The following is a 24,575-nucleotide window of genomic DNA, read 5'->3' as shown; positions in this document are numbered from 1 at the left end:
CTCCCCCTTATCCCGTAGGCAAAAATCCGAGAATAGTTTCAATTACAACCGTCAAAATAGGAATCGCCATGACGAGAATTAAGATTTTTCCAGCTAATTCAATTTTCGAAGCAATCGCGCTTTGACCAGCATCTTTTGTTATTTGCGCTCCAAACTCAGCGATATAAGCAATCCCAATAATTTTCAATAACGTTTCTACATATACGTTACTAACTTTCGCTTCACTCGCCACTCTCTCAATCATTTGTAAAATAGCGTGGATTTGATCAATTAACAGAAGAAACATCACGCTACCAATGAACACAATAAATAACGATGTAATACTAGATTTATGCTGGTTCAAAACAGCAGCTAAAAATGTAGCAACGAGGCCTAATCCGACAATTTGTATAATTTCGATTCGAACCGCCTCCTTTATTGGAAGAGAAAGACACTTTTAATCTTGTCGAACAGAGTATTAATTAAAAATGCAACATGAAATAAAATAACAACGAAACCGACAAGGATAACCCAATTTGCAATATCCTCACGCTTTAATTCTTTTAGTACGGTATGAATGAAAGCTAAAACAATGCCGATTCCGGCGATTTGAAATATTAATCCAACGTCAATGGACATCGCCTTTCTCCCCCCTATAGCAGTAAAATTACGATAAGTAGCCCTGCTAGTACCCCTAAACTCTTTATCATTTTTTCGTATTGTAGTTGTAAAGCTTTTGCTTCGCCTTCTTCTCTTTCCAAATGCGTAATACATAAGCGAATATGTTTTTGTTGTGATTCACGATCATGTTGTCCGAGTGTTTCACCAAATTGTTGCAAAATCTCATACTCAGTTTGTTTAAACGCCGTTAATGACCAGTTCTCCTTCAAGCTATCAATCCAAGCTTCTCTAACTGTTTGTTCCCCGCTTTCTAGACGTCTCGAAAAGCTTTGAAATATCCAATTTAATGGCTTGGGCATTTGCTTAACTAATCGCTCTGCAGCTTCAGATAAAGGTGTGTGCCCATACATAATTTCAGCTTCTAATGATTGTAATGCCGCCTTCAATAACCTAAGCTGCCGCGGTCTCTCACTATACCGCTTAGCGTATGAAAATCCGAAAAAAGTGCTAACAGCAACTATTAATACCGCACCAAATATTTTCACCATACGCCTTGAGCCTTTCTATGAGGTAATACTGGTTTTCCATCTCTGTCTTTCACTTGCATAACCGTTCCTGGTCCTCTCGCTTTTGACAATTCCACAAACCTATCAAATACACCGAGTTCCAGCACCGCCTGTAACGATGGACGTTTCACAACATCATCATAAGAAAATCCGTGTGCACTTATAAAAAGCTGAACGCCAGCATGCACCGCCTCCATAATCGCTTCACTATCTTCTTTACGTCCAATTTCATCTACGATTAATATGTCTGGACTCATAGAACGAATCATCATCATCATTCCTTCAGCTTTTGGACAAGCATCTAATACATCTACTCGCGTGCCAAAGTCATATTGCGGGACCCCTTTCACACAGCCCGCAATTTCTGATCGTTCATCCACAATTCCCACTTTACATGAAGGAATTTTCGAAGCACTCACACCTTGACTCATACAGCGTGCTACATCTCTTAAAAGTGTTGTTTTCCCCGTTTGCGGTGGGCCAATTACCATCGTGTTTAACCATCGTGATTCATAAAGATATGGTAGAAGCGGCTCAGCAATCCCTATTTTTTGACGGGCAATACGAATATTAAAAGAAGAGACATCCCGAATCATTTTCACCGCACTTTTTTCTGTAATGACTTTTCCGGCTAGGCCAATTCTATGTCCTCCTCGTAGTGTCACATATCCACGTTTCAATTCCTCTTCCATCGTATAAATCGAAAATTGACTTAATTTATTCAATAAGTAGAGTGCATCTTCCGCTGTAGCGATATAGTCATAAAAAAACACTTCTCCATGCGCGATACACTCTAGCGGCCTTCCAATTCGAACGCGAATTTCTTCTAGAGCATCGTATTGCTTACAACCTTCAACTAACTGTTTCATCGTTTTCGGTAATACCTCTAATACTTCTTTCATAAGCTTCTCCCCACTATACTCGACTTACTATTTCAACAACGCGATAAAAATGCAGCCAATTCCAAGCGCTAGAAAAAAGAGTTTCAGGAAAGAAATTTCACTTGCTACACTCGCTATGCCAATTGTCATTGTTAAAATTAATACGGTCGGTCCAACAAACGCCAACATACCATTTATAAACAATGCTTTCTTCGCATCATTCACATAAAGCATAAGCAAAGCGGCGAATATTTCCGCGCTACCTGAAAACAACCGAAGTAATCCCATCACAAGCACGGATGTTTCCATTGCCGCTAGCCACTGTTTCATTCTCTCACCTTCTCCCATAACGGTTACTAGTTCCTTATTCTAAAAAAGAATATATTTGTACAACCATATGCAGAGGTTGTCTATTTCAGAAGTAAAAACATAATTTTCCTATTCCGACCTTAATAGAATCTGAATATTCTTATTTTTTATGATATATTTAATAGAAAGGAGTATGGACGATGCAGCACGTTACTTTATTACCACTCGATTTTCGCTATGCAAATGTGATTTTCGAGCTATCAAGCAATCCACATGTAAAAAATGCATTAGGGATACAGGTAGAAAAAATTGAAGACACGAAGGCGTTTCTTCTTTTCGCAATAGAAGAAGAACGCCAAAAGAAGTCTTTATCCAGAATGATTGTAAATGAAAAAAATGAAATAATTGGCCTCACCACACTTAAACATATTAATTATGAGAAGAAGCAATCTCATATTGGTAGTTGGATTGGCTATCCATACTGGGGAAAAAGCTATAATGAGGCCGCTAAAAAAGAAATCTTTAAAGTCGCTTTCCTAGACTTACAACTCACATACGTATTCGCTGGTGCTAAAACGACTAACATTCGCTCTTTAAAGGCGCAAGAGAAACTACCTTATATTTCATTGCATGTGGAAAACAAGTTTCCCGGCGAACACGCTGCACTTGAGAAAGAAGTAAAGTCACCTTGCTCACTACATGTCGTATCACGCAAGAATTTTTTAAATTGGCTGGACGTACAAAATGAGGGGGGAAAATATGAAGGTATTGAAAATTAGTTTAACAATTGTAGTAGAATTAGCTATTATTTATCTTTTTTCAAAGATGGTCTCTTGGTCATTTATGGAGAGTTTTTTCCTTGGCAGCTTAGCAATATTTGCAATTACGTGGTTAATTATTATGAGTAACCATAGAAATAACATTACAGATCACGCAGTAAGTAAGACATTAACTGGTGTTGAAACTGGTGAAATAAAACCATTCCAAATCGTTTTCACTCCATATATCACGGGTACTCTTTCACTTGTCTTAGTTAGTTTTGTTATAACTGCCATTTACTATCTACCCTACTTTCTATAAAAAAAGCACTCGTGATAATCACGAGTGCTTTTCTACTATGCACGAGAAACGTATTTACCTTCACCAGTGTTGATGATAAGCATTTCGCCTTCGTTAATGAAGATTGGTACTTGTACAACAAGACCAGTTTCTAATGTAGCTGGTTTTGTTACGTTAGAAGCTGTGTCACCTTTAATACCAGGTTCTGTCTCTGACACTTTTAATTCAACAGTATTCGGAAGTTCAACACCAAGTACTTCATCTTGGTATGTCATAATAGATACTTCCATGTTTTCTTTTAGGAATTTTAATTCGCGCTCAATTTGGTTTTCACCAAGTTCGATTTGCTCATAAGTTCCGTTATCCATAAATACGTGAGACTCACCACTCGCGTATAAGTATTGCATACGACGGTTTTCGATGTGTGCTTTTTCTACTTTTTCACCTGCACGGAATGTTTTCTCTTGAACAGATCCTGTGCGAAGGTTACGTAGTTTAGAGCGAACGAATGCAGCACCTTTACCTGGCTTTACATGTTGGAAATCCATTACTTGCCAAAGGGCATTGTCCACTGAGATTGTTAAACCTGTACGAAAATCGTTTACTGAAATCATGTAAAAAAATCCTCCTGTGTATTACAAAATAATAAGTTCTTTTGGTGATTTCGTTATTACTTCATTACCTTCACTTGTTACAATGATATCATCTTCAATACGTACCCCGCCAACACCTGGAATATAAATACCTGGTTCTACTGTTACAGCCATACCTGGTTCAAGTACTGTATCAGAACGGAACGCTAAACCTGGTGCTTCATGGATTTCAAGACCGATTCCATGACCAGTAGAGTGTCCGAAGTATTCACCATATCCTTTTTCCGTTATGTAATCACGCGTTAATGCATCAGCTTCACGGCCCGTTAAACCAGCTTTAATACCGTTCACACCACGTAGTTGTGCTTCTAAAACGATATTATAAATTTCTTTTAATTTATCAGACGGTTCACCGACTGCAATCGTACGAGTAATATCAGAGCAATATCCTTTGTAATAAGCGCCGAAGTCTAATGTAACGAAATCTCCTTTTTCTATCACTTTTTCAGATGCCACGCCGTGCGGTAATGCCGAACGAAGACCTGAAGCAACGATAATATCAAACGAAGAAGATGTCGCTCCTTGTTTTCTCATGAAAAATTCAAGTTCATTTGACACTTCAATTTCAGATACTCCCGGGCGAATGAATGATAGAATATGCTCAAAGGCAGCATCTGCAATCTGTGCAGCTTCCTTTAATATCTTAATCTCTGAATCAGTCTTTATCAAGCGTAACTTTTCTACAAGCCCAGAAGTTGGGATAAATTCAGCTTCGATCGCTTCATTATGCGTTACGTAAGAGCTATATGTAAGAGTATCTTGTTCAAATCCTAGTTTTTGAATTCCTAGTTCTTTAACTTGTTTCGCAACTTCATCAAGAATTAATCCTGCATGCTGTACAATTTCATATCCAACCGCTTGCTTACTAGCTTGCTCTACATAACGGAAATCTGTAATAAATAGAGCACGTTCTTTTGAAATTAGTACAACACCAGCTGTTCCTGTGAAATTCGCCATATATCTACGGCTATGTTCATTCGTTAATACGATACCGTCAATACCAGCCTCATCAAAAGCACTTCTTAATCTCTCGATCTTTCCCATTACTTTATGCCTCCCTCAATTTCTCCATTAATGCAAATAACGCTAGCTTATAGCCATAAAAACCAAATCCAACAATTTGTCCTGCACAAACAGCCGCCGTCACAGATTCGTGACGGAACGATTCACGCTGGTGAATGTTAGAAATATGTACTTCAATAACCGGAATCGAAACACTTGCGATAGCATCCCGAATCGCATAGCTATAATGCGTAAATGCACCTGGATTTAGAATGATTCCTTCATATATGTCATCAGCCTCATGAATAATATCAATAATAGCTCCTTCATGATTCGATTGAAAACATTCTAACTCCACTCCCATTTTCTCTGCTTCTTGTTTCATATCTGTTTCAAGCGTCGCTAACGTTCCTTCTCCATATACATTTACCTCTCTGACACCAAGGCGATTTAGGTTAGGACCATTTACGAGGAGTAACTTTTTCATTTTCTTAAAACTCCTTAATATTAAAGAATGTCTATACGACATTTTAACATACGAATCACTTATTTGAATAGTTTGTCTTCTCGAGCCCTTCTCCTCTATTTGTATTGTTCGCTTCGAATGCAACAGAGTATGAAATAAAGACACCATATAATATAAAGATACATGCTGTTGTTACAATTGTTCCTTTCGGTAAATGAAGTGCACTTTTTATAACTGGTGCCATTATCCCCATTCCCAAAAATAATAATGCCCACCAAAATAAACCGTATAGTATACCAGGTAATACGCCTTCAAACTTTTTAAAAAGAGCTTTATAGAGCAAGGCCACTAAAATTGAAAGAAGTCCCATACAAACGATGCCTAGCATATTTCCCCAAACCCCTTCTTTCCAATCTCCAAACGCAAACGGTAAAAGGAAATAATTAGGTCCAGCTTCTGTAAACGAGAATATATGAAGGAAATACCATATACTTCCCCAAAACAAGCCTCCAAATAAACCAATTTGTACAAAGTTCCTTATCGTTGATTGTTCTTGATTCACATTGACACCTCCGCTCAATAGTATGCCCGAAACTATTTTGAAGCATGTTTAAATTCTGCGAAATTTGTCTATAAAAAGAATAAGAAATGTCCTACTCTCGTAACATTTCCCCTTGTCATCTGCTTGTATTTGTCGATAAAATAAAGGAAACTCGGTGATTGTCTCATTTCAAAATGGCAGGACCAAGTATGACAATTACCTCTTTTTCTACATAAGAGAGAAACAAATACAGGTTGGTGTTAACATGGCAGAAGAGTCAAAACAAATATATGGCGGGCAAGCAGTCATAGAAGGAGTTATGTTTGGCGGTAGAGAATATACTGTTACAGCGGTTCGTCGTAAAGATAAATCGATTGAATTTTATCGATTACCACGCGTTCGTAATAAAGCATTATCTATCCTAAAGAAGATTCCATTTATACGAGGTATTGCCGCTATCGTGGACGCAAGTGCGAATGGAGCGAAGCATTTAAACTTTGCTTCAGAACGATTTGATGTCCACCCAGAAGAAGATGAACAAATTGCAAATAAAAAAGAAGAACAATCAAAATTAACGATGATATTAGGAGTTGCAGCAGTTGGCGTTTTATCGTTCATATTCGGTAAAGTAATTTTCACAGCAGTTCCTGCACTATTAGCTGAACTAACGAGACCGATTTTCCCATCTCATACAGGGCAAATCATTGTCGAAAGTGTCATTAAGCTCATGTTATTATTGAGCTATATATACTTTATTTCTTTAACCCCACTTATTAAGAGGGTTTTTCAGTACCACGGTGCAGAGCATAAAGTAATTAATGCTTATGAGAATAATCTTCCACTAACTGTAGACAATGTTCAAAAGCAAACTCGCCTCCATTATCGCTGTGGCAGTAGCTTTATAATATTTACAGTTATTATTGGAATGTTTGTTTATTTCCTAGTTCCTACAGATCCACTTTGGGCAAGGGTAGTAAACCGAATTTTATTAATTCCAGTTGTTCTCGGCATTTCTTTTGAAGTATTACAATTTACCAATCGATTACGAGATGTCCCTGTTTTGCGAGTACTTGGATATCCAGGATTATGGCTGCAACTATTAACAACGAAAGAACCAACAGATGATCAAGCGGAAGTTGCAATCGCATCGTTTGAAGAATTATTACGTTTAGAAAACAAACAATAATTATTTAAAAATGGTGTTCAACTCCTTTCCTCATCGTTAATATACTAATTTTAATATATGTTTTTAGGAGGTGTCCCTTATGAACGGTCGTTCGTTTACATTCGCTATATTTGTGCTTATTATCGGATTAGCAATATTCGGCCTTGTTTCATCTGTTATTACAGATCCAATGGGAGTATTGAAAAACATTGGTATCATGTTAGCTGTCGTCGGTATCTTTTACTTACTCTACAAAATGTTTACAAACTCTAGTGGTTCTGCAAATTCGCAAAGCTCATATAAGCGTGCAGCGAAACAATCGAACCGCAAACACGGGAAACAAAATGTAGCACCCCTAAGTAATTCTTTCTTGAAACGAAATGCTTCTGATGACAAGGGGAAAAAGGGTAATTCTCCATCGTTGAAAAGAAAAAGAAAACAATCTCATTTAACTGTCATTGAAGGTAAAAAAAACAAAAAAAAGACCGTGCTTCCTTTTAGGAAATACGGTCTTTTTTTATCTCAATTAGTATGGGCAAATAATCAGTGGGGATGAGAAAAGCCCCCATTGATTAAAGTTTCACTTTATATATTGAAGTACTTCTTTCAAACTTTTTTCTTTCATACTTTCGATACGAAGGTGATGGTTTTCAAATTGTAAATTTCTTGTCACATCATTAGGTACGACGACACATTTTAATCCTGCTGCAATTGCTGCTTTCAATCCATTTAATGAATCTTCAAATACAACAGCTTCCGATGGTTCAACTCCTAATTCGTCTATCGCAACTTTATAAAGAGCGGGATCTGGTTTTACCTTCTCGACATCTTCTCTCGTTTTAATCACTTCAAAATACTCTCTAATCTGTAGCTCTTCTAAAAAACGAACGACCCACTCTCTAGATGAGCTAGAGGCTAATGCGATTTTTAATCCAACTTCTTTCGCTTCTTCTAAATATTCTTTTACACCGTCACGTGCTTTCGGTATTTTCATTTTTTCTTTATGTAAAGTTGTTACTTTTTCCTTTAATGTATGCTCATTAAACTTTTCTTTTAATTGCTCTTTTAAATATGCATAAAGCACTTCATCTGTCGTTCCAATACATTTTGCAAATTCCTCTAAAGGTAACTCGCCGCCGTATTCACGAACAGCATCTCTGAAAGAGTGAAACCATATTGTTTCTGTGTCCACAATTAATCCATCAAAATCAAAAATAATTGCTTTCATTATTCTCCCGTCCTTTTCAATTGAAATAAAAAAGGAAACGCGACACGTTCCCCTTAATTACTTTTCTCTTCATTTGCTTTTTGAACACCACGAAGTGTTTCTACTCGAACTTCATCTTGTTCAAAGTATTGTACTAAATCACCGATACGGTCAATTGATTCCCAACTTAAATGATGTTCAATTCCTTCTACATCATTATAAATTTTACTTTCATCCACACCGATAATGCGCATAAACTGTTCTAACAATTCATGACGATATACGAGACGTTCCCCAATTTTTTTACCTTTTGATGTTAATACAAGCCCTCTATATTTTTCATAAATTAGATATTCGTCTTTGTCTAATTTTTGTACCATTTTTGTTACAGAGGATGGATGTACACTAAGCGCTTCAGCAATATCAGATACACGGGCATAACCCTTTTCATCAATCAACAAATAAATTTGTTCAATATAATCTTCCATACTAGGGGTAGGCATCGGTTTCCTCCATCCAATTTCATTTTGCTTATTCCGTACGAAGCAATCAATAAAATGATACACCAGAAAGAATAACGTGACAAGGTGGAAACGAGCCTAAATATATAAAACAAAAAAGAATCCATATTCGCATACAGATTCCCCTTATGTAAAATATTGAATTTCTGCATCAGGAAAATACTCATGTATATAACTTCTTATTGTTGCCTCCAGCACTTCTGCATCATCCTTTTGATATACATATTTCCCAATCCCGTATCGTCCCCATTTATATTTCCGCTTCTCTTCATCCATTTCAAGCTTTGTATTTGGATAACGCTCTTGAATGACCTTTTTTGCCGGTTTCGTAAAGCGATGTTGAATTAATTCGAACGTTAAATTTGGTATCGTCATGTCTTTTAACGCATTGTACAATCGTTCAAACAATTCACGGTACCCTTCTTCCCACCCTTCATGCATATAAAGTGGAGCAACAATAAAACCAAGAGGATAACTAGCCCCCGCTACTTTACGTGCAGCCTCAATTCGTTCTTCAAATGGCGATGTCCCTGGTTCAAAATTTTTAATCACATAACGTGAATTAATACTAAACCTGAAACGCGTTTTCCCATTATGCTTTGCATCTAATAAATGATCAACGTGCGAATATTTTGTAACGAAACGTAAACGTCCATGCTCACTTTCTCCGATAAACTCTATCGCCCGCTTTAATGCATGTGTTAAATGATCAATTCCGACGATGTCTGATGTACACGCCGCTTCAAATCTTGTTATTTCAGGGGCCCTTTCATCCATATATTGCTTTGCCTGCTCAAATATTTCATCTAGATTCACATACACCCTTACGTAAGGTTTACTACCAAGTGTCGTCTGCAAATAACAATAATGACAATGTCCCATACACCCTGTTGCAAGCGGGATTGCATATTCAGCTGATGGCTTTGATGTATCAAACTTTAATGTCTTCCTCACCCCAACGACTAGTGTCGCTTTTGCATTACGATACTTTTGCAATTCATTTTCGCCTGGCAAATTTCTAATTTGATTGTGTGATGTCGTTTCACGAATTTCTAATCCCATCTTCGTAAACTTCTCATAAAGCTCTTTTCCAAGCGGATATTCGAGTGCCCTCGGTTCAAAGTAAACGAGTTTTGGCATAAATGGTTTCATATGCTTCCCTCCTCTCGTTAGTATGGGAAACAAAGTAAAATTAACACAGATTAAAGTTTTCCACTTCAGTAACTTGCGTTGCAAGTTACTGAATGTTATAATTTGGATATCAGCTACCTTGCAACGCAAGTTACCTGGATAAAAGGTGGTGAAATCATGCACAGCCAAATGTTAAAAGGTGTACTAGAAGGGTGTATTCTATACATCATTTCACAAGAAGAAGTGTACGGATATGAACTGAGTACAAAATTAAATAAACATGGCTTTACATTCGTAAGCGAAGGAAGCATATATCCGTTATTGTTACGCATGCAAAAAGAGAAACTTATTGAAGGTACATTAAAGGCTTCCTCTCTTGGACCGAAGCGAAAATATTATCACGTAACTGATAAGGGATTAGAACAGCTTGAAGACTTTAAAAAAAGTTGGGGAATGGTTTCAACGACGGTAAACAATTTATTACAAGGGGAGTGATAGGGATGAAGGCGAAAGACATGGTTGAATTAAACAACAAAAAACGAGAACTCTTAACACCTGAAAACGAAGGAGCTTATGGTGATATGTTAGTATATCTTCGATTATCTAACGTACCCGCGCAACAAATGGAGGAACTTTTACTAGAAATATTAGATCATCTTATCGAAGCACAAACTGAAAATAAAAATGCTTACGACATCTTTGGAGATGATTTACAATCTTATTGCGATGAACTTATATCCGCTTCACCAACCCAAACAAAGCTAGAAAAAACTTCTTTAATTGGATTTTCTATTAGTTTACTTCTTGCTATACAGTTTGGAATCGATGCAATTGTTTCATTTTTCATTTTAACCTTTGGAAAGAATACTGAACAATTCACCCCAGCTTTTAGTATTCCTGGAACTACTTTGTCTATTTCACTTATCGTACTAGGTATACTTTTCATTTTATATTTATTAAAACGCTATTCTTTTGATCAAAAGATGGATTGGAAAAGAAGAGTTCTCTTTGGATTCGCGTTTGCTACTCCATTTTGTTCAGCTGTATTTTTAAATGTCTATTTTAAAAAACAACCTTATCTCATTTATCATCTAACATTTTGGCAAAACGCCTTAATCGCTATCCTATTCTTTATTTTATATAAATTACTATACAAAAAATCAAATTTTTAACAGCCTTTCAAAAGGCTGTTTTTCTTCTGTCTAATTTTACAAATTGAAAAATTTCATAAAGAAAATAAGAAAAATGCAAAATAATTAAAGTTAATTGTTGACGTGATGCTTTTATTATCGGTATCATAAATCTTCGTGAGCAATTATTTTTCGTTATACGATTTTTTTATTATTACTGAATTTTTGAGAGGAGAAATTAGATGTCAGTTAAGAAGAAAACGCAAGTACGCACCGGCAAAATGGTACGTGAACTAATGTTAGCAGACGAAGATGTAAATGCTTCGCTAATTATGGTATATAGTGAAAACGGTGTAAACGCAGAAATTAAAATCGAGGGCTTAACGCCGAAATGTAACGAAGAATTATTTTTGAGCGGAAACGTGGATTGGAACAAGAGTGTTATTTATAAAATTGTTGATTTCACTGGGAACGCTGAAGTTGGTAAAGTTACATTAACAGCGATGAACAAAAATAATGTTTCTCTAGAAGTTGAACGCGTTATGTGGAGCAAAGAAAATAAAGAAGCTGCTGAGCAAGAAGAAACAGTTGCAGAAGCTACTCCGAAAAAAGAAGTAGTTGTAGAAGCTCCAAAAGTAGCTACACCTGCTCCAAAACCTGTTACGCGAGTAGAAACACCTGCTATGGCACCTAAACCTACTCCGGTACCAACACCGAAGCCAGTAAGTGTTGAAGCAGCTGTAGAACTATCTACTCCAGCACCTGTGAAAAAAACAGTATCTACTCCAGTTACAAAGCAAGAGACAGCACCGGTTACTCCTGCAAAACCAAAGCAACCTGCTTTGACTGAAACAAATACAAAACTACAAGAAAATTATGTTAAACTTGTGAAAAAGACAATTGAAGTTTGTCAAGATTACGAGCTTGGCATCGACATAGATGATTCTATTGAAGGATTAAAAGAAGAGCTACAAAGCCAAGGTATTAGCGTTACATTCGACAAAGAAATTATGGACGTTGTAAATCGCCTTCGTTCTTTACAAGATAAAGGAATCAAAGTAGAAAAAGTACTTAATTTACTATAAAAATAAGGAGATGGCGGTCGCCATCTCCTTATTTTTTATAATTCCATTCATTACTTTCATACTTCTCTTTTGCTAACGTTTGAACTTCATGAAGCTGTTCTTCTGTTAGTTCATACGGCACAAGCTCTATATCTAATCCTTTTTCAAATCCAGTTTCAAACGCTTTAATTAACTGTTCAATCGTAAATGTACGATCTGTTAATTCATTAATCGCTACCGCTTTAGAAGAAAACATGTTTTTCATACGCTCTTTTACACGTTCATTCGGGAATAAAAATAGATCGTATAACTCATCTAAATCTATTTCTAACGGAATAGAACCGTGCTGTAAAATAACACCTTTTTGACGTGTTTGAGCACTACCTGCGATTTTTCTTCCTTCAACTACAATTTCATACCAAGATGGTGCATCAAAACATACTCCTGAACGCGGATTTTTCAAATTTTCACGATCCGCTTCTGTTTTCGGAACTGCATAATATGCTTCTAATCCTAATGCCTTAAAACCATCTAATAAGCCTTGCGAAATAACACGATATGCTTCTGTAACTGTTTTTGGCATATTTGGATGATCTTCAGACACAATAACACTGTACGTTAATTCTTTGTCATGTAGTACACCCCTGCCGCCTGTTTGACGACGAACGAATCCATATTTCTTTTCATTAACTACATCCATATTTATATCTTTTTCAACACGCTGAAAATACCCGACTGTTAATGTTGGTACTTCCCATTCATAAAAACGAATTGTTGGAGGCATTTTCTTTTCACTTTGCCAATTTAATAAACATTCATCTAACGCCATATTAAATGCCGGTGAACATTGACCAGAGTTAATATAACACCATTTTTCTTTTCCCATCCTGCACCTCATATAACCAATTATTTTTCACATTCTCTAGTCTACCAAATTCGACAAAATTTGTGAAAGAATACGAAATTTCTTCTTATATGCAAATGAATCTGTTGCATAAATACATATGGTCATTATAATATTGAAAGTAGGATAAGAAAAAAGGGAGCGATAGAATCGTGTCAACAAACTTGATTATTATACTAGCCGCAATTGCAGCATTCATCGGCTACACTGTATGGATGTATTTCTATCAGAAAAAATTAATTAAAACACTTTCAGAAGAAGAATTTCGCGCTGGCTACCGTAAAGCACAGCTTATCGATATTCGCGAAGCAGACGAATATAACGCAGGGCATATTTTAGGTGCACGTAACATTCCGTTATCACAAGTTCGCCTTCGTCATAAAGAACTTCGTAAAGATCAACCTGTTTACTTATACTGCCAAAGCGGATTCCGTACAGGTCGTGCAGCACAATACTTAAAAAAGCAAGGCTACAAAGATTTCTACCAATTACAAGGTGGATTTAAATCTTGGACAGGCAAAATTAAAAAGAAATAACATACAAAAAACTAGCTGTGTAATTCAGCTAGTTTTTTCATTCCATATTGTTCGCAATGTATAATAAATTTTGCTTGATTACATCTTCATCTTTCTCGTCTACATTACGATATAATAGCTGATATTCAATTCCCTGCTCTTTCCATATAAGCGTAGCGAATTCATCTCCTCGTTCGTAATCATCCTTATTTTTAAAATAAGCAGGCGCTCCATTATTCAGCCTCATTTGTTCTTGAAATCGATTCTCTTCTACGAGGTATGGAAAACTGTAAGAAAAGTTTGCTACTGTTAATTCTATATAGTCGTGCCTTCCTTTCTCTTGTTGCTTATATTTAATCGTTACGACAACATTCTTCTTGCCCATCATCCTTACCTCTCCCATCACATCACTCGTAATGTCATAAGGTAAAAATGTTGGAACTTTGAACTTCGCTGGAAAATATTTCGGTAGCTCCTTTAGCGGGATAGGATCAGTAACACGATCCTTAGCCCCCCCTGTTGTTCCCACAAATGTTTTTTCTTCTTGCATCGTTTGCTGAAATGAACACGAGCTAAGTAATACACTAGAAAACACGAAACAAACGATTCCTTTTTTCAATTTGTTTCCGCCCTTTCATACCGCTCTCTTAACGACCGAAGCGTTTATACTCTCTTCATATTCGCTTCGTTATGAAACGCCTCCTCCGAAAACTTTCCACGTTATTCTCACACATTTTGACAAAAACTCTTTGCAAACATACAAAAAAGACCCCGCTACTCTCACGCCCAAATAAAAAGGTTACGCGAATAACAGAAGTCATGTTTATAACATAGTTTGTGAAAAGCTTTTCAGGTCAAGATTTTTTCATTCTTATTATTTTCCCCTTATAATTAAGTAAAGAGGTGATACATATGGCCAATATAAAACAGATTGCAAAAACTGCTGGTGTATCCATAGCAACTGTTTCCCGCGTCCTTAATAATCACCCTTACGTAAAAGAAGAAAAACGTAAGCGTGTTCTAGATGCAGTTGAAGAATTGAACTATGCAAAAAATATTAATGCTATTCATTTAATAAAGGGAAAAACATATACAATCGGGGTTATGCTCCCTTTCATTAATGTTCCATACTTCAGTACCATTATTGAAGGAATCGGAAACGAAGCATTAGCAGCTGGATATCATATTAATTTATGCCAAACGAATTACGATAGTATTGAAGAAATTCGCGTTCTTGAAATGATGAAAATGAAACAATTCGACGGGATGATTATTTGCTCTCGAACGAGTTCATGGGAACAAATTGAACCGTTCGCAAAATTTGCCCCCATTATTTCATGTGAAAAAATGAAACATCCGCTCATTTCATCTGTCTTTGTAGATCATTATGAAGGATTCCGCCTTGGTACTTCCTATTTACTCAGTAAAGGTCATGAAAAAATCGGCATTTGTTTAGCAAGAAAAACAAGTGTTAATTCAATCGAGCGTAAAAAAGCTTTCGCCGATACTCTTCGTCACGAAGGAAAAACAGTGCACCCTGATTGGATTTTCCATCAATGTTATACGATGCAGGACGGGGCAAAAATACTTCATCGTATTTTAAACATGAAAAATCGTCCAACCGCTATTTTTACAGCGAACGATCAAGTTGCAGCTGGTTTATTAACAGAGGCGCGAAAACATGGCATTCGAATACCTGAAGACCTCGCTATCCTCGGATTTGATAACCATGAAATTTCAAAAGCATTAGAAATTACAACTATTGAACATCCCGGTCTCACAATGGGCTCACATGCTTTTTCTTTATTCCATAAACAAATTCAAAGTGAACAAATTATCGGCAACGCAGAAGAACTTTCATTCCATTTAATTGAGCGAGAAACAGTCTAAAAAGGAGCGTTAACTATAGCGCTCTTTTTTCAACTCTTCACCTATTGACTTTATATTTTCCATCTCATATAATTAAACTAACGAACGGTAGGTAGGGGATGAAAATGACAGCAAACCGCATTAAAGCTGTAGCACTTTCTCATTTCGCACGCTACGGCTACGAAGGAACTTCATTAGCAAATATTGCTCAAGAAGTTGGGATTAAAAAACCATCGATTTACGCACACTTTAAAGGAAAAGAAGAGTTATATTTCACATGCTTAGAATCCGCTCTTCAAAAAGATTTGCAGAGCTTCACAGACGATATCGAAAATTTTTCAAAATTGTCCACTGAAGAATTACTAGTAAATCTGTTAAAAGGTTATGCAAAACGATTTGGTGAAAGTGAAGAATCAATGTTTTGGTTACGAACTTCTTATTTTCCGCCGGATGCATTTCGCGAACAAATTATCAATAAAGCGAATGTACACATTGAAAACGTCGGAAAACTTTTATTCCCTGTATTTAAAAGGGCAAGCGAGCAAGATGAGCTGCATAACATTGAAGTAAAAGATGCCTTAGAAGCTTTTCTATGCTTACTTGATGGTCTTATGGTTGAACTACTATACGCAGGTTTAAATCGTTTTGAGACACGTTTAGACGCCTCTTGGAAAGTATTTTGGCGCGGACTTTCAAACTGACGGATTGCTCCTTTGCAATGCGTCGTTTTTAAGCCCTTTACCTAACGACTGGTAGGAAGGAGAAATGACACATGGCATGGATTTATGTAATCTTAGCTGGTATTATTGAAATCTTTTGGGTAATTGGACTAAAACACGCGGAGACACCACTTGAGTGGATAGGTGTCGCTCTATTAATTACAGTAAGTTTCGTCTTATTATTTAGAGCTTATAAAGATTTACCTGTCGGTACTGTGTACGCAGTCTTTACAGGAATCGGTGCAGGCGGAATCGTTCTTACAGAGATTTTCATCTTCGGAGAACCATTCTCTATTGTAAAAGTATTATTAATCGGTTTAATCTTCTTCGGAGTAATTGGTTTAAAACGAGTAACAGAAGAAAAAGAAACGAAGGAGGCTGCATAAAATGGCTTGGGTATTTTTAATTCTAGCTGGTATTTGTGAAATTATTGGTGTACTCTTTATGAAAGTAGCCACTGAAAAGAAAGGCTGGGCACCAAAAGTTATTTTAATCGCTAACTTCGGCGTAAGCTTCTTCTTCTTATCCCTTGCGATGGACACATTACCGATGGGAACTGCTTACGCGATTTGGACTGGAATCGGAACTGCTGGTAGTGCACTTCTAGGTATTCTTATTTTCCGTGAATCAGCGGATTGGCGTCGTCTTGCTTTCTTAAGCTGCATTCTATGCGGCGCTGTTGGCTTAAAACTATTAAGCTAACTTGAGGTGAATGTCATGTGGAAAGAAAAAGGAAAACAAATGTTAGCATGGATTACACTTGGTATCGTCATTCTATTACAGATAAGTTTTCATATAATAGAATCATTGTTTCATAAAGTAGTATCCATTCTCACATTCCTTCCTAACATGACACTTGAAATTATATCAATCGTTTGGTCCATTATTGCCTCCATTGCAATCGTTATTATATGGAGTATCGCCAAGCTATGGAATAAGTTATTTAAAAAGGACAGTACTTCTAAAAAAGAGTAACTGTCCTTTTTTATATTCATTCAGATTTTCTGTAGAAGTTTGATGCGATAAGACAAAGCAGACCAACTATGACAATACTTATACCAACCCCTTTATGCAAATTAGGAAATGGTGATGGTATATCTGAATAAAAATTTGATAACAAAAGACCCAGTGAAAAAAACAATACCCCTATTCCAAATAACAATTTTCGTTTCCCCATTGTTCCCCCTCCAATTTTTTTTCATACACTCCTTTCTTTTGGACATACTACCGAAAAAAGGAGTGAATCATATGCAAAATTCTATACATAAGCAGATCCTATTTTTATTTTTCCTCTTTCTCATTTTCATCATTGTTTTCAGCTTTATATTACATACTCCGAAAGATGTTGTACCGAATAGCGTTTCTTTCTATAAACTACTGCTCTCGTATTGTCGTTATTGAAGAAGGTGCCTTTTTTAAGGCACCTTTTAAAATTCTCTTTTTTCATATATTTTTACTGAAACGAAGATAGATGCTATGAACATGCATATTGAACTAACGAATAACATGCTGTTATATAGTTGAATTTGTTCTAGGTTGATTTGAAACAAAGTTTCTACAATAACAATCGGTGCCATGAATATGACTATCGTAATAAAAATAGTTTTTTTATATCCTAGCCAAAACGATATCGGTAGAACAAAACTTAAATACACTAAAATAAAGCTAATACTAGTAAACACTGTTGTTTCAATAAATTCAAATATATTAGTTCCATTCTTTATCCCCATCGTAAAACAACCAATTGATACACTTATAAAAAGAATAATAATCGATACGACATATTTTGCAAATACAATTTCTTTTTTCACTATCGGTAAACTATTTACTATTATTTCACTCTCATTTTTACCATCCGCTTCAAACGTTTTTATCGTCGCCATAACTGTAAAAATGACCGACATAATTACGAATACATTTCCTGTATCTTTTAAGGCCATATAAAAGAGAATGGGATAGAGTATGTACCACATTAAGAATTTCCATTGAACGATGCAATCTTTTAAGATTAGTTGTTTCAAAGCTATTCTCCTCCCTATTACAAATCACGCTCACTATACAAATTAATTGAGAGTAACATAGACATAATATATAAAAGAAGCAGCCCAGCTATAAAACAAACATTTACGACTAAACTCGTGCTCCAAGCATTCTCTACATCTAACCATATGTTATTTACAATCACTCCACATAGTCCACCAACTATGGCTCCCATAAAATAAGCGGCCTGTTTCGAACTGCTATATTCTAACGAAAATTCAATTGGAAGTACGATCATGCTATAAACCAATCCTCCCGTTATTCCGCCAAGAATCGCTCCCCACACCATAAATCCATTTATATGTTCATTTTGCAATTGAATTAGACCAACTAAAAGTGAGAAAACCACACCTAAAACAACTAAAATACTTACAAATATGTATTTGGCTATGACAATTTCCTTACGTTGAAGTGGTAAACTATTTAATATCTTTTCACTCTTATTTCTAGCCTCATAACTCGTCGACCATATTGTTCCAAGGAGAGGTATAGTTATACTAAGCGTCATAAGAACATTGTCGCTACCGAAATCAATAATTGTAAAGAAAAGCAAACATATAAAACTAATAAATCCTAACTTTCTTTGCAACATCATATCTTTTAAGACTAGTTGCTTGATCATGTATTACACCTCCTAGTACGAAAAGAGTCTGTTCTATAAATCACGCGTTCCATAAATTTTAATTGTAAGAAACATAGAGGTGATATATACACTAGCTAATATAATTACTCCAACTAAAAACCACACAAAATGCGAAGGAGTTATAACCCATTCAACAAACGATAGTGCCGCCGTTTCTCCATCACCTATAAATATCCCTGCAAAAACAGCTACCATAGCCGCTCCACCTGTAAATAGCCCAAGTGCCATTTTAGATCGCGTTCCGTAATAACTAGGAAACAGTACTGCTATATAAACTAAAGAGCATATCGCCCCTCTGACTACTGCATACCAAGGGATTTCAATATATAAATTCGGATGATATGCACGAATATCACTAATGACAACAACACCTCTTATTAGAAAAATAACGAACATCGTTACAAACATACTTCCAGCGATAAATATTGCACAGGAAATATATCTAGCGATAACGATATCCTTTCGACTTAGTGGTAAGCTATTCATAATGACATCACTTTTATTTTTTTCATCCATCCCTAGCAATATCATTGATGTGGAAATTGTTATAAGTAAGCAACTTGTAGAAAATACCGTTTCGCCAACTGGCTCTATAAAAGAAAACATTAGTGGCACAATTAGATAAACTAACCACATCACTCGAAAAAAGAACAAATCTTTATATACGAGCTGACGCATAGGCACCTCTCCCTTTCGCTGTGTAAACGATGATATCGTCTAATGTAGGCTTTTCTATTACAACCTCATTTCCAAACCAATCAATAATTGCTTGTTTATCCTTTGCTAAACCTTCGAAACCAAATTTATTTTTTCGTAAGCCAACAAATAGTTCTTTTCCTTCTCGATCTAATAAATCATTACTTCCCTTTACGATTACGTAGTTCTCCATTAATTCGTCTTTTTCACCAGTAAATATAATTTCTCCATCGTTGATGAACGTAATATAATCTGCAATACGTTCTAAGTCTGTTGTAATGTGTGTTGAGAATAATACAGATACTTCATCTTCCATTACAATTTCTTGCAACATATCAAGTAATTCACTCCGTACAACTGGATCTAATCCTGCTGTCGGTTCATCCATAATGATAAACTCCGCGTGATGTGAAAGTGCAATTGCAATCGCAAATTTCATTTTCATCCCTTTAGATAGCTCTTTAATCTTTTTATACTTTGGAACTTGTAATCTCTGCATATACGATTGATACTGATTTTCGTCCCACTTTTTATATAACGGTGCAATAATACGCTTCATTTGCTCACACGTTAAATCTTCGTAATAATGATTTTCATCATATACAAAACCGATATTTTGTTTTATTTCCTTTTCAGCTTTCTTATTGTCCTTACCAAAAATTTTTATATCACCGCTATCTTTTCTAATCAAATTCATAATCATTTTGATCGTCGTACTTTTTCCAGCTCCATTCGGTCCGACAAATCCCATAATATATCCACGTGGCAATGTAAAACTTATATTTTTCACTGAGAAATCTTGGTAACTTTTACAAACGTTTTTTATCTCTAACATCTCTTATTCCCCCTCGTATAAACACGCAATCATCTGCTGTAATTCTTCCAGTGAAAGCTGCAGCACTTTACTTTCTTTCACAATGTCTTCAGCTTTACTTTCCAATAGACGTAGCCGCTGTTCTTTTAATAATTCATTATTTTTACGTGAAACATAAGTCCCCTTACCCGCAACAGTTTCTATATATCCTTCTTTTTCAAGTTCCTCGTACGCACGCTTCGTTGTAATTACGCTAATTTGTAATTCCTTCGCTAAGCTACGAATAGACGGTAATTGGTCTCCACCCTTTAAACCACCATTTAAAATAAGTTGGCTTAATTGTTTCCTTATTTGCACATAAATAGGGTCTTGGGAAGAATTCGAAATAATAATATTCATGTTTTCCTCCAATGTGTATATACTGTATATACCTTATATACACAGTATATACAGAACATTCTATTTTTGGCAAGAAAAAAAGACCAACATTTTCCTGTTGGTCTTTCGTATATGTATCACTTTTCAAAGCGATCTAACATTTCGTCTCTCATTCCGAAACTAACAACCGCAATTCCTACATACATAAATAGAAGGAATGCCGGATGAACTGTATTGTACCAGCTACTATCAACAATTAAATAAATTGTTAACGCCACAACAAGAACAAAAGCTAAAATAAACATATAAAAGTGTCTTGTACTACCCATGATAAACTCCTCTCTGCTCTCTTCACCATTCAACAGTATATTTTATCGAATAATTCGATATGACTCAAGGTTAACTTTCTGTTATGTAATCAAGTTCTACCTTTACAATGTCCTCACACGCTATTGAAATGATTGTTCCCTGTTTATCAATCGCTGTCACTTCTCTATTGTCCATTACACGATGAGCTACTCTTTCTAGCACTTTCCCTTGGTCTCGGTAACAAAATTCTTTTATATCTTTAATTGTTTCTCCATTTTCTAAATGGTATACCATTCTATAACATCGATATCCCACACTTTCACCCCCATATTGCTCGTTTTTTTCACATATACATAAAAATGAGTAGTTTTTGCCTCATCACATCTTCTTAATTTCAATAAAATTCTAACAAAAATAAATACTTTTATCAAACCGACTTTTTCAACAAAATCGGCTATAAAACTGCTTCTTTACAGCAATATGAAACAAAAAATAATAATTTTTAACACTTTTTTCATCCTACCTGCACAAAAAAAAGAACCCGCATATAGCGAGTTCTTTTTTATTCTAATCAAACTTGTACAGGAGCTAGCTTTTCATAACGTAAAATAGGTTTACGTGCAGCCATCGTTTCGTCTAAACGTTTAATGACGGTAGTATGCGGTGCTTCTTGTACAACTTCTGGATTTTCTTCTACTTCTTTAGCGATTTGAATCATCTTATCAATGAAACCATCTAACGTTTCTTTTGATTCTGTTTCTGTTGGCTCAATCATAATACATTCTTCCACATTTAATGGGAAGTAAATTGTTGGTGGATGGTAACCGAAATCAAGCAGACGTTTTGCAATATCTAACGTACGTACGCCAAGTTTCTTTTGACGACGACCTGATAATACAAATTCATGCTTACAATGTCTATCGAACGGAAGATCATAGAATGGTGCTAATCTTCTCATCATGTAGTTCGCATTTAATACAGCATACTCAGTTACTGCACGCAAGCCATCTGGACCCATAGAACGAATATATGTGTATGCACGAACGTTAATTCCGAAGTTACCGTAGAATGGTTTCACACGCCCAATTGCTTCTGGACGATCATAGTTGAAGTGATAGCCATTTTCCGTTTTCTCCAAAATCGGTTTTGGTAAGTACGGAATTAAATCAGCTTTCACACCTACTGGACCAGAACCTGGACCACCGCCACCATGCGGACCTGTAAATGTTTTATGAAGGTTTAAATGCACAACGTCAAATCCCATATCTCCTGGGCGCGCTTGGCTTAATACAGCATTTAAGTTTGCACCATCATAGTATAATTTACCGCCTGCGTTATGGACGATTTCTGCCATTTCTAAAATGTTTTCTTCGAATAAGCCTAACGTATTCGGATTTGTTAACATAAGTGCTGCTGTTTCTTCGTTTACAACACGTTTTAAGTCTTCTAAATCAACAAGACCATGTTCATTTGATTTTACTGTAATTGTTTCAAAACCAGCTACAGTTGCAGATGCTGGGTTCGTTCCGTGAGCAGAGTCAGGAACAATTACTTTCGTACGGTTAAAGTCACCATTTGCTTCATGGTATGCACGAATTAACATTAAACCTGTCCATTCTCCGTGTGCACCAGCTGCTGGCTGTAATGTAACAGTATCCATACCTGTAATTTCGATTAAATGCTCTTGTAAGTCGTACATTAATTCCATTGCACCTTGCACTGTCTTTTCATCTTGAAGTGGATGAATATTTGCAAATCCTGCGAAACGAGCTACGTTTTCATTAATTTTCGGATTATACTTCATCGTACAAGATCCAAGTGGATAGAATCCAGAATCAACGCCGTGGTTACGGTTTGAAAGTGCTGTATAGTGGCGCATAATGTCAAGTTCAGATACTTCCGGTAGCTCTGCATCTTCTACTCGAATATAATCGCTCTCAAATACATCTTCTAGTTTCACTTCTTCTACATCTAATTTGGGTAAGCTGTATCCTACGCGTCCTTCTTTAGTCACTTCAAAAATAAGTGCTTGGTCTTGGTTCTTCATTGGATAGCCCCCATTTCGTTTACAAGTGTGTCAATTTCCTCTTTTGTACGAAGCTCTGTTACTGCTACAAGCATATGATTTTCATGCTCTTTATAATCACGGCCTAGGTCGTAACCGCCGATAATATTCTTTTGTAATAATGCATCATTTACTTCTTTAACTGGACGTTTGCAATCTACAACGAACTCATTGAAGAATGGACCAGCGAACGTTACAGTGAAGCCTTTCGCTTCGAATTGACGTTTTGCATATTGTGCTTTAGAAATATTTTGACGTGCCATTTCTTTCACACCTTGTTTTCCAAGCGCAGTCATTGCAACTGATGCTGCTAATGCATTTAATGCTTGGTTTGAACAAATGTTAGACGTCGCTTTATCACGACGAATATGCTGTTCACGTGCTTGTAACGTTAATACAAATCCACGTTTACCATCTGAATCTACAGTTTGTCCAACAAGACGTCCTGGAATTTTACGCATAAATGCTTTCGTTGTTGCAAAGTAACCACAGTGTGGTCCACCAAATTGCGTTGGAATACCGAATGGTTGTGCATCACCGATTACAATATCAGCACCAAATTTTCCTGGTGGTGTTAATGCGCCTAATGATAATGGATTTGAAGAAACGATAAATAATGATTTTTGTTGATGAACGATTTTTTCGATATCAGCTAACTTTTCAACTTGTCCGAAGAAGTTTGGATATTGAACGATTACACAAGCAACTGTATCATCTACTTCACTTTGTAATACGTCTAAATCTGTTACACCATCTTTATGATTAATTTCAACAACTTCTAGATGTTGACCTTTTGCATATGTTTCAAGTACTGCTCTTGATTCCGGGTGCACTGCACTAGATACAAGAATTTTCTTTTTACGAGTATGGCCAGCTGCTAGCATTGCCGCTTCAGCTAAAGCTGTACCTCCGTCGTACATAGAAGAGTTTGCTACATCCATTCCTGTTAATTCACAAATCATTGTTTGGAATTCAAAGATTGCTTGTAATTCCCCTTGTGAAATTTCTGGTTGGTATGGCGTGTAAGCTGTATAAAATTCTGAGCGAGAGATAACGTGATCTACAATTACTGGAGCGTAATGATCGTATACGCCTGCTCCTAAGAAAGAAGCGTATTCTTTTAAGTTAGCATTTTTGCTAGCCATTTGAGTTAACTCTTTTAAAAGCTCTGGCTCTGATTTTGCTTCTTTAATTTTTAAATCCCCTTTAAAACGAACACTCTCTGGAATATCAGAGAATAACTCATCGATCGTTTGAACGCCGATCGTTTGTAACATTTCTTTTTTGTCTTCTTCTGTCATTGGAAGATAACGATGCAACATGAAATC

Annotated in this window: 37 protein-coding genes; 13 read left to right on the top strand and 24 right to left on the bottom strand. The window is 36.2% G+C overall.

Annotation, left to right across the window (positions count from 1 at the left end; genetic code table 11):
• Positions 1–7 precede the first annotated feature (7 nt).
• From spoIIIAD to CDB3_RS03050, 5 genes are read right to left on the bottom strand one after another with little or no spacing between them, the layout of a single operon-like run.
• Positions 8–391 (bottom strand): stage III sporulation protein AD, encoded by a 384-nt coding sequence (gene spoIIIAD, locus CDB3_RS03070; RefSeq protein WP_128853431.1) that lies wholly within the window; start codon positions 389–391, stop codon positions 8–10.
• Between the two features lie 23 nt (positions 392–414).
• Positions 415–618, bottom strand: a complete 204-nt coding sequence (gene spoIIIAC / locus CDB3_RS03065) for a stage III sporulation protein AC (RefSeq protein ID WP_000020914.1) — start codon at positions 616–618, stop codon at positions 415–417.
• 14 nt (positions 619–632) lie between these two features.
• Complete coding sequence (spoIIIAB, locus tag CDB3_RS03060) at positions 633–1,148, bottom strand: stage III sporulation protein SpoIIIAB (RefSeq protein WP_000238700.1); 516 nt, start codon at positions 1,146–1,148, stop codon at positions 633–635.
• Positions 1,142–2,068: a stage III sporulation protein AA gene (gene spoIIIAA / locus CDB3_RS03055; RefSeq protein ID WP_128853430.1), complete on the bottom strand. Its 927-nt coding sequence runs from the start codon at positions 2,066–2,068 to the stop codon at positions 1,142–1,144. Before spoIIIAA ends, spoIIIAB begins: the two co-directional genes overlap by 7 nt.
• A 27-nt stretch (positions 2,069–2,095) precedes the next feature.
• A complete protein-coding gene (locus CDB3_RS03050; RefSeq protein WP_000816054.1) occupies positions 2,096–2,377 on the bottom strand; it encodes a YqhV family protein in 282 nt (93 codons plus the stop codon).
• A 179-nt stretch (positions 2,378–2,556) separates the two neighbouring features.
• On the opposite strand from CDB3_RS03050, the gene CDB3_RS03045 reads away from it, so the two are divergent.
• Complete coding sequence (locus tag CDB3_RS03045) at positions 2,557–3,135, top strand: GNAT family N-acetyltransferase (protein WP_128853429.1); 579 nt, start codon at positions 2,557–2,559, stop codon at positions 3,133–3,135.
• On the top strand, positions 3,116–3,436 hold the full coding sequence (locus CDB3_RS03040) for a hypothetical protein (RefSeq protein WP_128853428.1): 321 nt from the start codon (positions 3,116–3,118) through the stop codon (positions 3,434–3,436). Before CDB3_RS03045 ends, CDB3_RS03040 begins: the two co-directional genes overlap by 20 nt.
• Before the next feature lie 35 nt (positions 3,437–3,471).
• Here CDB3_RS03040 and efp read toward each other — a convergent pair whose 3' ends face one another.
• From efp to CDB3_RS03020, 4 genes are read right to left on the bottom strand one after another with little or no spacing between them, the layout of a single operon-like run.
• Positions 3,472–4,029, bottom strand: coding sequence for an elongation factor P (gene efp / locus CDB3_RS03035; protein ID WP_000626521.1), 558 nt, complete (start codon positions 4,027–4,029; stop codon positions 3,472–3,474).
• A 21-nt stretch (positions 4,030–4,050) separates the two neighbouring features.
• Positions 4,051–5,112: a Xaa-Pro dipeptidase gene (gene pepQ / locus CDB3_RS03030; protein WP_098498679.1), complete on the bottom strand. Its 1,062-nt coding sequence runs from the start codon at positions 5,110–5,112 to the stop codon at positions 4,051–4,053.
• Positions 5,113–5,116: 4 nt separating this feature from the next.
• A complete protein-coding gene (aroQ, locus tag CDB3_RS03025) occupies positions 5,117–5,557 on the bottom strand; it encodes a type II 3-dehydroquinate dehydratase (protein ID WP_000735138.1) in 441 nt (146 codons plus the stop codon).
• 55 nt (positions 5,558–5,612) lie between these two features.
• The gene (locus tag CDB3_RS03020; protein ID WP_128853427.1) at positions 5,613–6,098 is read right to left on the bottom strand and encodes a YqhR family membrane protein; all 486 of its coding nucleotides are present in this window, start codon (positions 6,096–6,098) and stop codon (positions 5,613–5,615) included.
• Positions 6,099–6,342: 244 nt separating this feature from the next.
• Between CDB3_RS03020 and CDB3_RS03015 the strand changes: the two genes are divergently transcribed.
• Entirely contained in the window at positions 6,343–7,263 is a 921-nt protein-coding gene (locus CDB3_RS03015; protein ID WP_097830723.1) for a DUF1385 domain-containing protein, read from the top strand.
• Positions 7,264–7,342: 79 nt separating this feature from the next.
• Positions 7,343–7,798, top strand: a complete 456-nt coding sequence (locus tag CDB3_RS03010; RefSeq protein WP_128853426.1) for an SA1362 family protein — start codon at positions 7,343–7,345, stop codon at positions 7,796–7,798.
• A 24-nt stretch (positions 7,799–7,822) separates the two neighbouring features.
• On the opposite strand, the gene CDB3_RS03005 is transcribed toward CDB3_RS03010, so the two are convergent.
• The 3 genes from CDB3_RS03005 to splB form a co-directional block, all read right to left on the bottom strand.
• Positions 7,823–8,470 carry an HAD family hydrolase gene (locus tag CDB3_RS03005; RefSeq protein WP_128853425.1) on the bottom strand — a complete coding sequence of 216 codons (648 nt, stop codon included), beginning with the start codon at positions 8,468–8,470 and terminating at the stop codon, positions 7,823–7,825.
• A 53-nt stretch (positions 8,471–8,523) separates the two neighbouring features.
• A complete protein-coding gene (gene mntR / locus CDB3_RS03000) occupies positions 8,524–8,952 on the bottom strand; it encodes a transcriptional regulator MntR (protein ID WP_001143080.1) in 429 nt (142 codons plus the stop codon).
• Positions 8,953–9,096: 144 nt separating this feature from the next.
• Positions 9,097–10,122, bottom strand: a complete 1,026-nt coding sequence (gene splB, locus CDB3_RS02995; RefSeq protein WP_128853424.1) for a spore photoproduct lyase — start codon at positions 10,120–10,122, stop codon at positions 9,097–9,099.
• A 156-nt stretch (positions 10,123–10,278) separates the two neighbouring features.
• Between splB and CDB3_RS02990 the strand changes: the two genes are divergently transcribed.
• From CDB3_RS02990 to CDB3_RS02980, 3 genes are all read left to right on the top strand, one after another.
• Positions 10,279–10,596: a PadR family transcriptional regulator gene (locus tag CDB3_RS02990; protein ID WP_128853423.1), complete on the top strand. Its 318-nt coding sequence runs from the start codon at positions 10,279–10,281 to the stop codon at positions 10,594–10,596.
• A gap of 5 nt (positions 10,597–10,601) precedes the next feature.
• A complete protein-coding gene (locus CDB3_RS02985; RefSeq protein ID WP_128853422.1) occupies positions 10,602–11,273 on the top strand; it encodes a DUF1129 family protein in 672 nt (223 codons plus the stop codon).
• A 200-nt stretch (positions 11,274–11,473) separates the two neighbouring features.
• Positions 11,474–12,316, top strand: a complete 843-nt coding sequence (locus CDB3_RS02980; RefSeq protein ID WP_128853421.1) for a hypothetical protein — start codon at positions 11,474–11,476, stop codon at positions 12,314–12,316.
• Between the two features lie 28 nt (positions 12,317–12,344).
• Here CDB3_RS02980 and CDB3_RS02975 read toward each other — a convergent pair whose 3' ends face one another.
• The gene (locus tag CDB3_RS02975; protein WP_002122474.1) at positions 12,345–13,181 is read right to left on the bottom strand and encodes a lipoate--protein ligase family protein; all 837 of its coding nucleotides are present in this window, start codon (positions 13,179–13,181) and stop codon (positions 12,345–12,347) included.
• 170 nt (positions 13,182–13,351) lie between these two features.
• Here CDB3_RS02975 and CDB3_RS02970 point away from each other — a divergent pair, with 170 nt between their 5' ends.
• Positions 13,352–13,735 (top strand): rhodanese-like domain-containing protein, encoded by a 384-nt coding sequence (locus CDB3_RS02970; protein ID WP_128853420.1) that lies wholly within the window; start codon positions 13,352–13,354, stop codon positions 13,733–13,735.
• Between the two features lie 37 nt (positions 13,736–13,772).
• Here CDB3_RS02970 and CDB3_RS02965 read toward each other — a convergent pair whose 3' ends face one another.
• The gene (locus CDB3_RS02965) at positions 13,773–14,309 is read right to left on the bottom strand and encodes a DNA polymerase III subunit delta (RefSeq protein WP_128853469.1); all 537 of its coding nucleotides are present in this window, start codon (positions 14,307–14,309) and stop codon (positions 13,773–13,775) included.
• A gap of 317 nt (positions 14,310–14,626) precedes the next feature.
• Between CDB3_RS02965 and CDB3_RS02960 the strand changes: the two genes are divergently transcribed.
• From CDB3_RS02960 to CDB3_RS02940, 5 genes are all read left to right on the top strand, one after another.
• On the top strand, positions 14,627–15,604 hold the full coding sequence (locus CDB3_RS02960) for a LacI family DNA-binding transcriptional regulator (protein ID WP_097830712.1): 978 nt from the start codon (positions 14,627–14,629) through the stop codon (positions 15,602–15,604).
• A gap of 98 nt (positions 15,605–15,702) precedes the next feature.
• The gene (locus CDB3_RS02955; RefSeq protein WP_128853419.1) at positions 15,703–16,284 is read left to right on the top strand and encodes a TetR/AcrR family transcriptional regulator; all 582 of its coding nucleotides are present in this window, start codon (positions 15,703–15,705) and stop codon (positions 16,282–16,284) included.
• Positions 16,285–16,355: 71 nt separating this feature from the next.
• The gene (locus tag CDB3_RS02950; protein ID WP_002145771.1) at positions 16,356–16,688 is read left to right on the top strand and encodes a DMT family transporter; all 333 of its coding nucleotides are present in this window, start codon (positions 16,356–16,358) and stop codon (positions 16,686–16,688) included.
• A gap of 1 nt (position 16,689) precedes the next feature.
• Positions 16,690–17,004 (top strand): DMT family transporter, encoded by a 315-nt coding sequence (locus CDB3_RS02945; RefSeq protein WP_000312621.1) that lies wholly within the window; start codon positions 16,690–16,692, stop codon positions 17,002–17,004.
• A gap of 15 nt (positions 17,005–17,019) precedes the next feature.
• Entirely contained in the window at positions 17,020–17,277 is a 258-nt protein-coding gene (locus tag CDB3_RS02940) for a DUF3975 family protein (protein WP_128853418.1), read from the top strand.
• A 16-nt stretch (positions 17,278–17,293) separates the two neighbouring features.
• Here CDB3_RS02940 and CDB3_RS02935 read toward each other — a convergent pair whose 3' ends face one another.
• From CDB3_RS02935 to gcvPA, 10 genes are all read right to left on the bottom strand, one after another.
• The gene (locus CDB3_RS02935) at positions 17,294–17,479 is read right to left on the bottom strand and encodes a hypothetical protein (protein WP_071747105.1); all 186 of its coding nucleotides are present in this window, start codon (positions 17,477–17,479) and stop codon (positions 17,294–17,296) included.
• 250 nt (positions 17,480–17,729) lie between these two features.
• Positions 17,730–18,323 carry an ABC-2 transporter permease gene (locus CDB3_RS02930; protein ID WP_098629387.1) on the bottom strand — a complete coding sequence of 198 codons (594 nt, stop codon included), beginning with the start codon at positions 18,321–18,323 and terminating at the stop codon, positions 17,730–17,732.
• Between the two features lie 17 nt (positions 18,324–18,340).
• Positions 18,341–18,964: an ABC-2 transporter permease gene (locus CDB3_RS02925; RefSeq protein WP_128853417.1), complete on the bottom strand. Its 624-nt coding sequence runs from the start codon at positions 18,962–18,964 to the stop codon at positions 18,341–18,343.
• Positions 18,965–18,997: 33 nt separating this feature from the next.
• Positions 18,998–19,663, bottom strand: coding sequence for an ABC-2 transporter permease (locus CDB3_RS02920; RefSeq protein WP_128853416.1), 666 nt, complete (start codon positions 19,661–19,663; stop codon positions 18,998–19,000).
• The gene (locus CDB3_RS02915; RefSeq protein ID WP_128853415.1) at positions 19,644–20,516 is read right to left on the bottom strand and encodes an ABC transporter ATP-binding protein; all 873 of its coding nucleotides are present in this window, start codon (positions 20,514–20,516) and stop codon (positions 19,644–19,646) included. The genes CDB3_RS02920 and CDB3_RS02915 overlap by 20 nt, the downstream gene beginning before the upstream one ends.
• Positions 20,517–20,519: 3 nt before the next feature.
• Complete coding sequence (locus CDB3_RS02910; protein ID WP_128853414.1) at positions 20,520–20,894, bottom strand: GntR family transcriptional regulator; 375 nt, start codon at positions 20,892–20,894, stop codon at positions 20,520–20,522.
• Positions 20,895–21,010: 116 nt separating this feature from the next.
• Positions 21,011–21,202 carry a hypothetical protein gene (locus tag CDB3_RS02905; RefSeq protein ID WP_000535934.1) on the bottom strand — a complete coding sequence of 64 codons (192 nt, stop codon included), beginning with the start codon at positions 21,200–21,202 and terminating at the stop codon, positions 21,011–21,013.
• A gap of 70 nt (positions 21,203–21,272) precedes the next feature.
• Complete coding sequence (locus CDB3_RS02900; protein ID WP_000262494.1) at positions 21,273–21,476, bottom strand: DUF3929 family protein; 204 nt, start codon at positions 21,474–21,476, stop codon at positions 21,273–21,275.
• A 277-nt stretch (positions 21,477–21,753) separates the two neighbouring features.
• Positions 21,754–23,229: an aminomethyl-transferring glycine dehydrogenase subunit 2 gene (gcvPB, locus tag CDB3_RS02895; protein ID WP_000795709.1), complete on the bottom strand. Its 1,476-nt coding sequence runs from the start codon at positions 23,227–23,229 to the stop codon at positions 21,754–21,756.
• Positions 23,226–24,569 (bottom strand): aminomethyl-transferring glycine dehydrogenase subunit 1, encoded by a 1,344-nt coding sequence (gene gcvPA, locus CDB3_RS02890; protein WP_048531122.1) that lies wholly within the window; start codon positions 24,567–24,569, stop codon positions 23,226–23,228. Before gcvPA ends, gcvPB begins: the two co-directional genes overlap by 4 nt.
• Between the last annotated feature and the right edge of the window lie 6 nt (positions 24,570–24,575).

This window comes from Bacillus sp. CDB3 (assembly GCF_002081505.1).
In the GTDB taxonomy this organism is placed as follows: Bacteria; Bacillota; Bacilli; order Bacillales; family Bacillaceae_G; genus Bacillus_A; species Bacillus_A cereus_AT.
This window is presented reverse-complemented; position numbering and strand designations above follow the sequence as displayed.

Coding starts and splice junctions, on each gene's coding strand:
- spoIIIAC (WP_000020914.1), bottom strand. CDS start 618: ATGTCCATTGACGTTGGATTAATATTTCAAATCGCCGGAATCGGCATT.
- spoIIIAB (WP_000238700.1), bottom strand. CDS start 1,148: ATGGTGAAAATATTTGGTGCGGTATTAATAGTTGCTGTTAGCACTTTT.
- spoIIIAA (WP_128853430.1), bottom strand. CDS start 2,068: ATGAAAGAAGTATTAGAGGTATTACCGAAAACGATGAAACAGTTAGTT.
- CDB3_RS03050 (WP_000816054.1), bottom strand. CDS start 2,377: ATGAAACAGTGGCTAGCGGCAATGGAAACATCCGTGCTTGTGATGGGA.
- CDB3_RS03045 (WP_128853429.1), top strand. CDS start 2,557: ATGCAGCACGTTACTTTATTACCACTCGATTTTCGCTATGCAAATGTG.
- CDB3_RS03040 (WP_128853428.1), top strand. CDS start 3,116: ATGAAGGTATTGAAAATTAGTTTAACAATTGTAGTAGAATTAGCTATT.
- efp (WP_000626521.1), bottom strand. CDS start 4,029: ATGATTTCAGTAAACGATTTTCGTACAGGTTTAACAATCTCAGTGGAC.
- pepQ (WP_098498679.1), bottom strand. CDS start 5,112: ATGGGAAAGATCGAGAGATTAAGAAGTGCTTTTGATGAGGCTGGTATT.
- aroQ (WP_000735138.1), bottom strand. CDS start 5,557: ATGAAAAAGTTACTCCTCGTAAATGGTCCTAACCTAAATCGCCTTGGT.
- CDB3_RS03015 (WP_097830723.1), top strand. CDS start 6,343: ATGGCAGAAGAGTCAAAACAAATATATGGCGGGCAAGCAGTCATAGAA.
- CDB3_RS03010 (WP_128853426.1), top strand. CDS start 7,343: ATGAACGGTCGTTCGTTTACATTCGCTATATTTGTGCTTATTATCGGA.
- CDB3_RS03005 (WP_128853425.1), bottom strand. CDS start 8,470: ATGAAAGCAATTATTTTTGATTTTGATGGATTAATTGTGGACACAGAA.
- mntR (WP_001143080.1), bottom strand. CDS start 8,952: ATGCCTACCCCTAGTATGGAAGATTATATTGAACAAATTTATTTGTTG.
- splB (WP_128853424.1), bottom strand. CDS start 10,122: ATGAAACCATTTATGCCAAAACTCGTTTACTTTGAACCGAGGGCACTC.
- CDB3_RS02990 (WP_128853423.1), top strand. CDS start 10,279: ATGCACAGCCAAATGTTAAAAGGTGTACTAGAAGGGTGTATTCTATAC.
- CDB3_RS02985 (WP_128853422.1), top strand. CDS start 10,602: ATGAAGGCGAAAGACATGGTTGAATTAAACAACAAAAAACGAGAACTC.
- CDB3_RS02980 (WP_128853421.1), top strand. CDS start 11,474: ATGTCAGTTAAGAAGAAAACGCAAGTACGCACCGGCAAAATGGTACGT.
- CDB3_RS02975 (WP_002122474.1), bottom strand. CDS start 13,181: ATGGGAAAAGAAAAATGGTGTTATATTAACTCTGGTCAATGTTCACCG.
- CDB3_RS02960 (WP_097830712.1), top strand. CDS start 14,627: ATGGCCAATATAAAACAGATTGCAAAAACTGCTGGTGTATCCATAGCA.
- CDB3_RS02955 (WP_128853419.1), top strand. CDS start 15,703: ATGAAAATGACAGCAAACCGCATTAAAGCTGTAGCACTTTCTCATTTC.
- CDB3_RS02950 (WP_002145771.1), top strand. CDS start 16,356: ATGGCATGGATTTATGTAATCTTAGCTGGTATTATTGAAATCTTTTGG.
- CDB3_RS02945 (WP_000312621.1), top strand. CDS start 16,690: ATGGCTTGGGTATTTTTAATTCTAGCTGGTATTTGTGAAATTATTGGT.
- CDB3_RS02940 (WP_128853418.1), top strand. CDS start 17,020: ATGTGGAAAGAAAAAGGAAAACAAATGTTAGCATGGATTACACTTGGT.
- CDB3_RS02935 (WP_071747105.1), bottom strand. CDS start 17,479: ATGGGGAAACGAAAATTGTTATTTGGAATAGGGGTATTGTTTTTTTCA.
- CDB3_RS02925 (WP_128853417.1), bottom strand. CDS start 18,964: ATGATCAAGCAACTAGTCTTAAAAGATATGATGTTGCAAAGAAAGTTA.
- CDB3_RS02920 (WP_128853416.1), bottom strand. CDS start 19,663: ATGCGTCAGCTCGTATATAAAGATTTGTTCTTTTTTCGAGTGATGTGG.
- CDB3_RS02915 (WP_128853415.1), bottom strand. CDS start 20,516: ATGTTAGAGATAAAAAACGTTTGTAAAAGTTACCAAGATTTCTCAGTG.
- CDB3_RS02910 (WP_128853414.1), bottom strand. CDS start 20,894: ATGAATATTATTATTTCGAATTCTTCCCAAGACCCTATTTATGTGCAA.
- CDB3_RS02905 (WP_000535934.1), bottom strand. CDS start 21,202: ATGGGTAGTACAAGACACTTTTATATGTTTATTTTAGCTTTTGTTCTT.
- CDB3_RS02900 (WP_000262494.1), bottom strand. CDS start 21,476: ATGGTATACCATTTAGAAAATGGAGAAACAATTAAAGATATAAAAGAA.
- gcvPB (WP_000795709.1), bottom strand. CDS start 23,229: ATGAAGAACCAAGACCAAGCACTTATTTTTGAAGTGACTAAAGAAGGA.
- gcvPA (WP_048531122.1), bottom strand. CDS start 24,569: ATGTTGCATCGTTATCTTCCAATGACAGAAGAAGACAAAAAAGAAATG.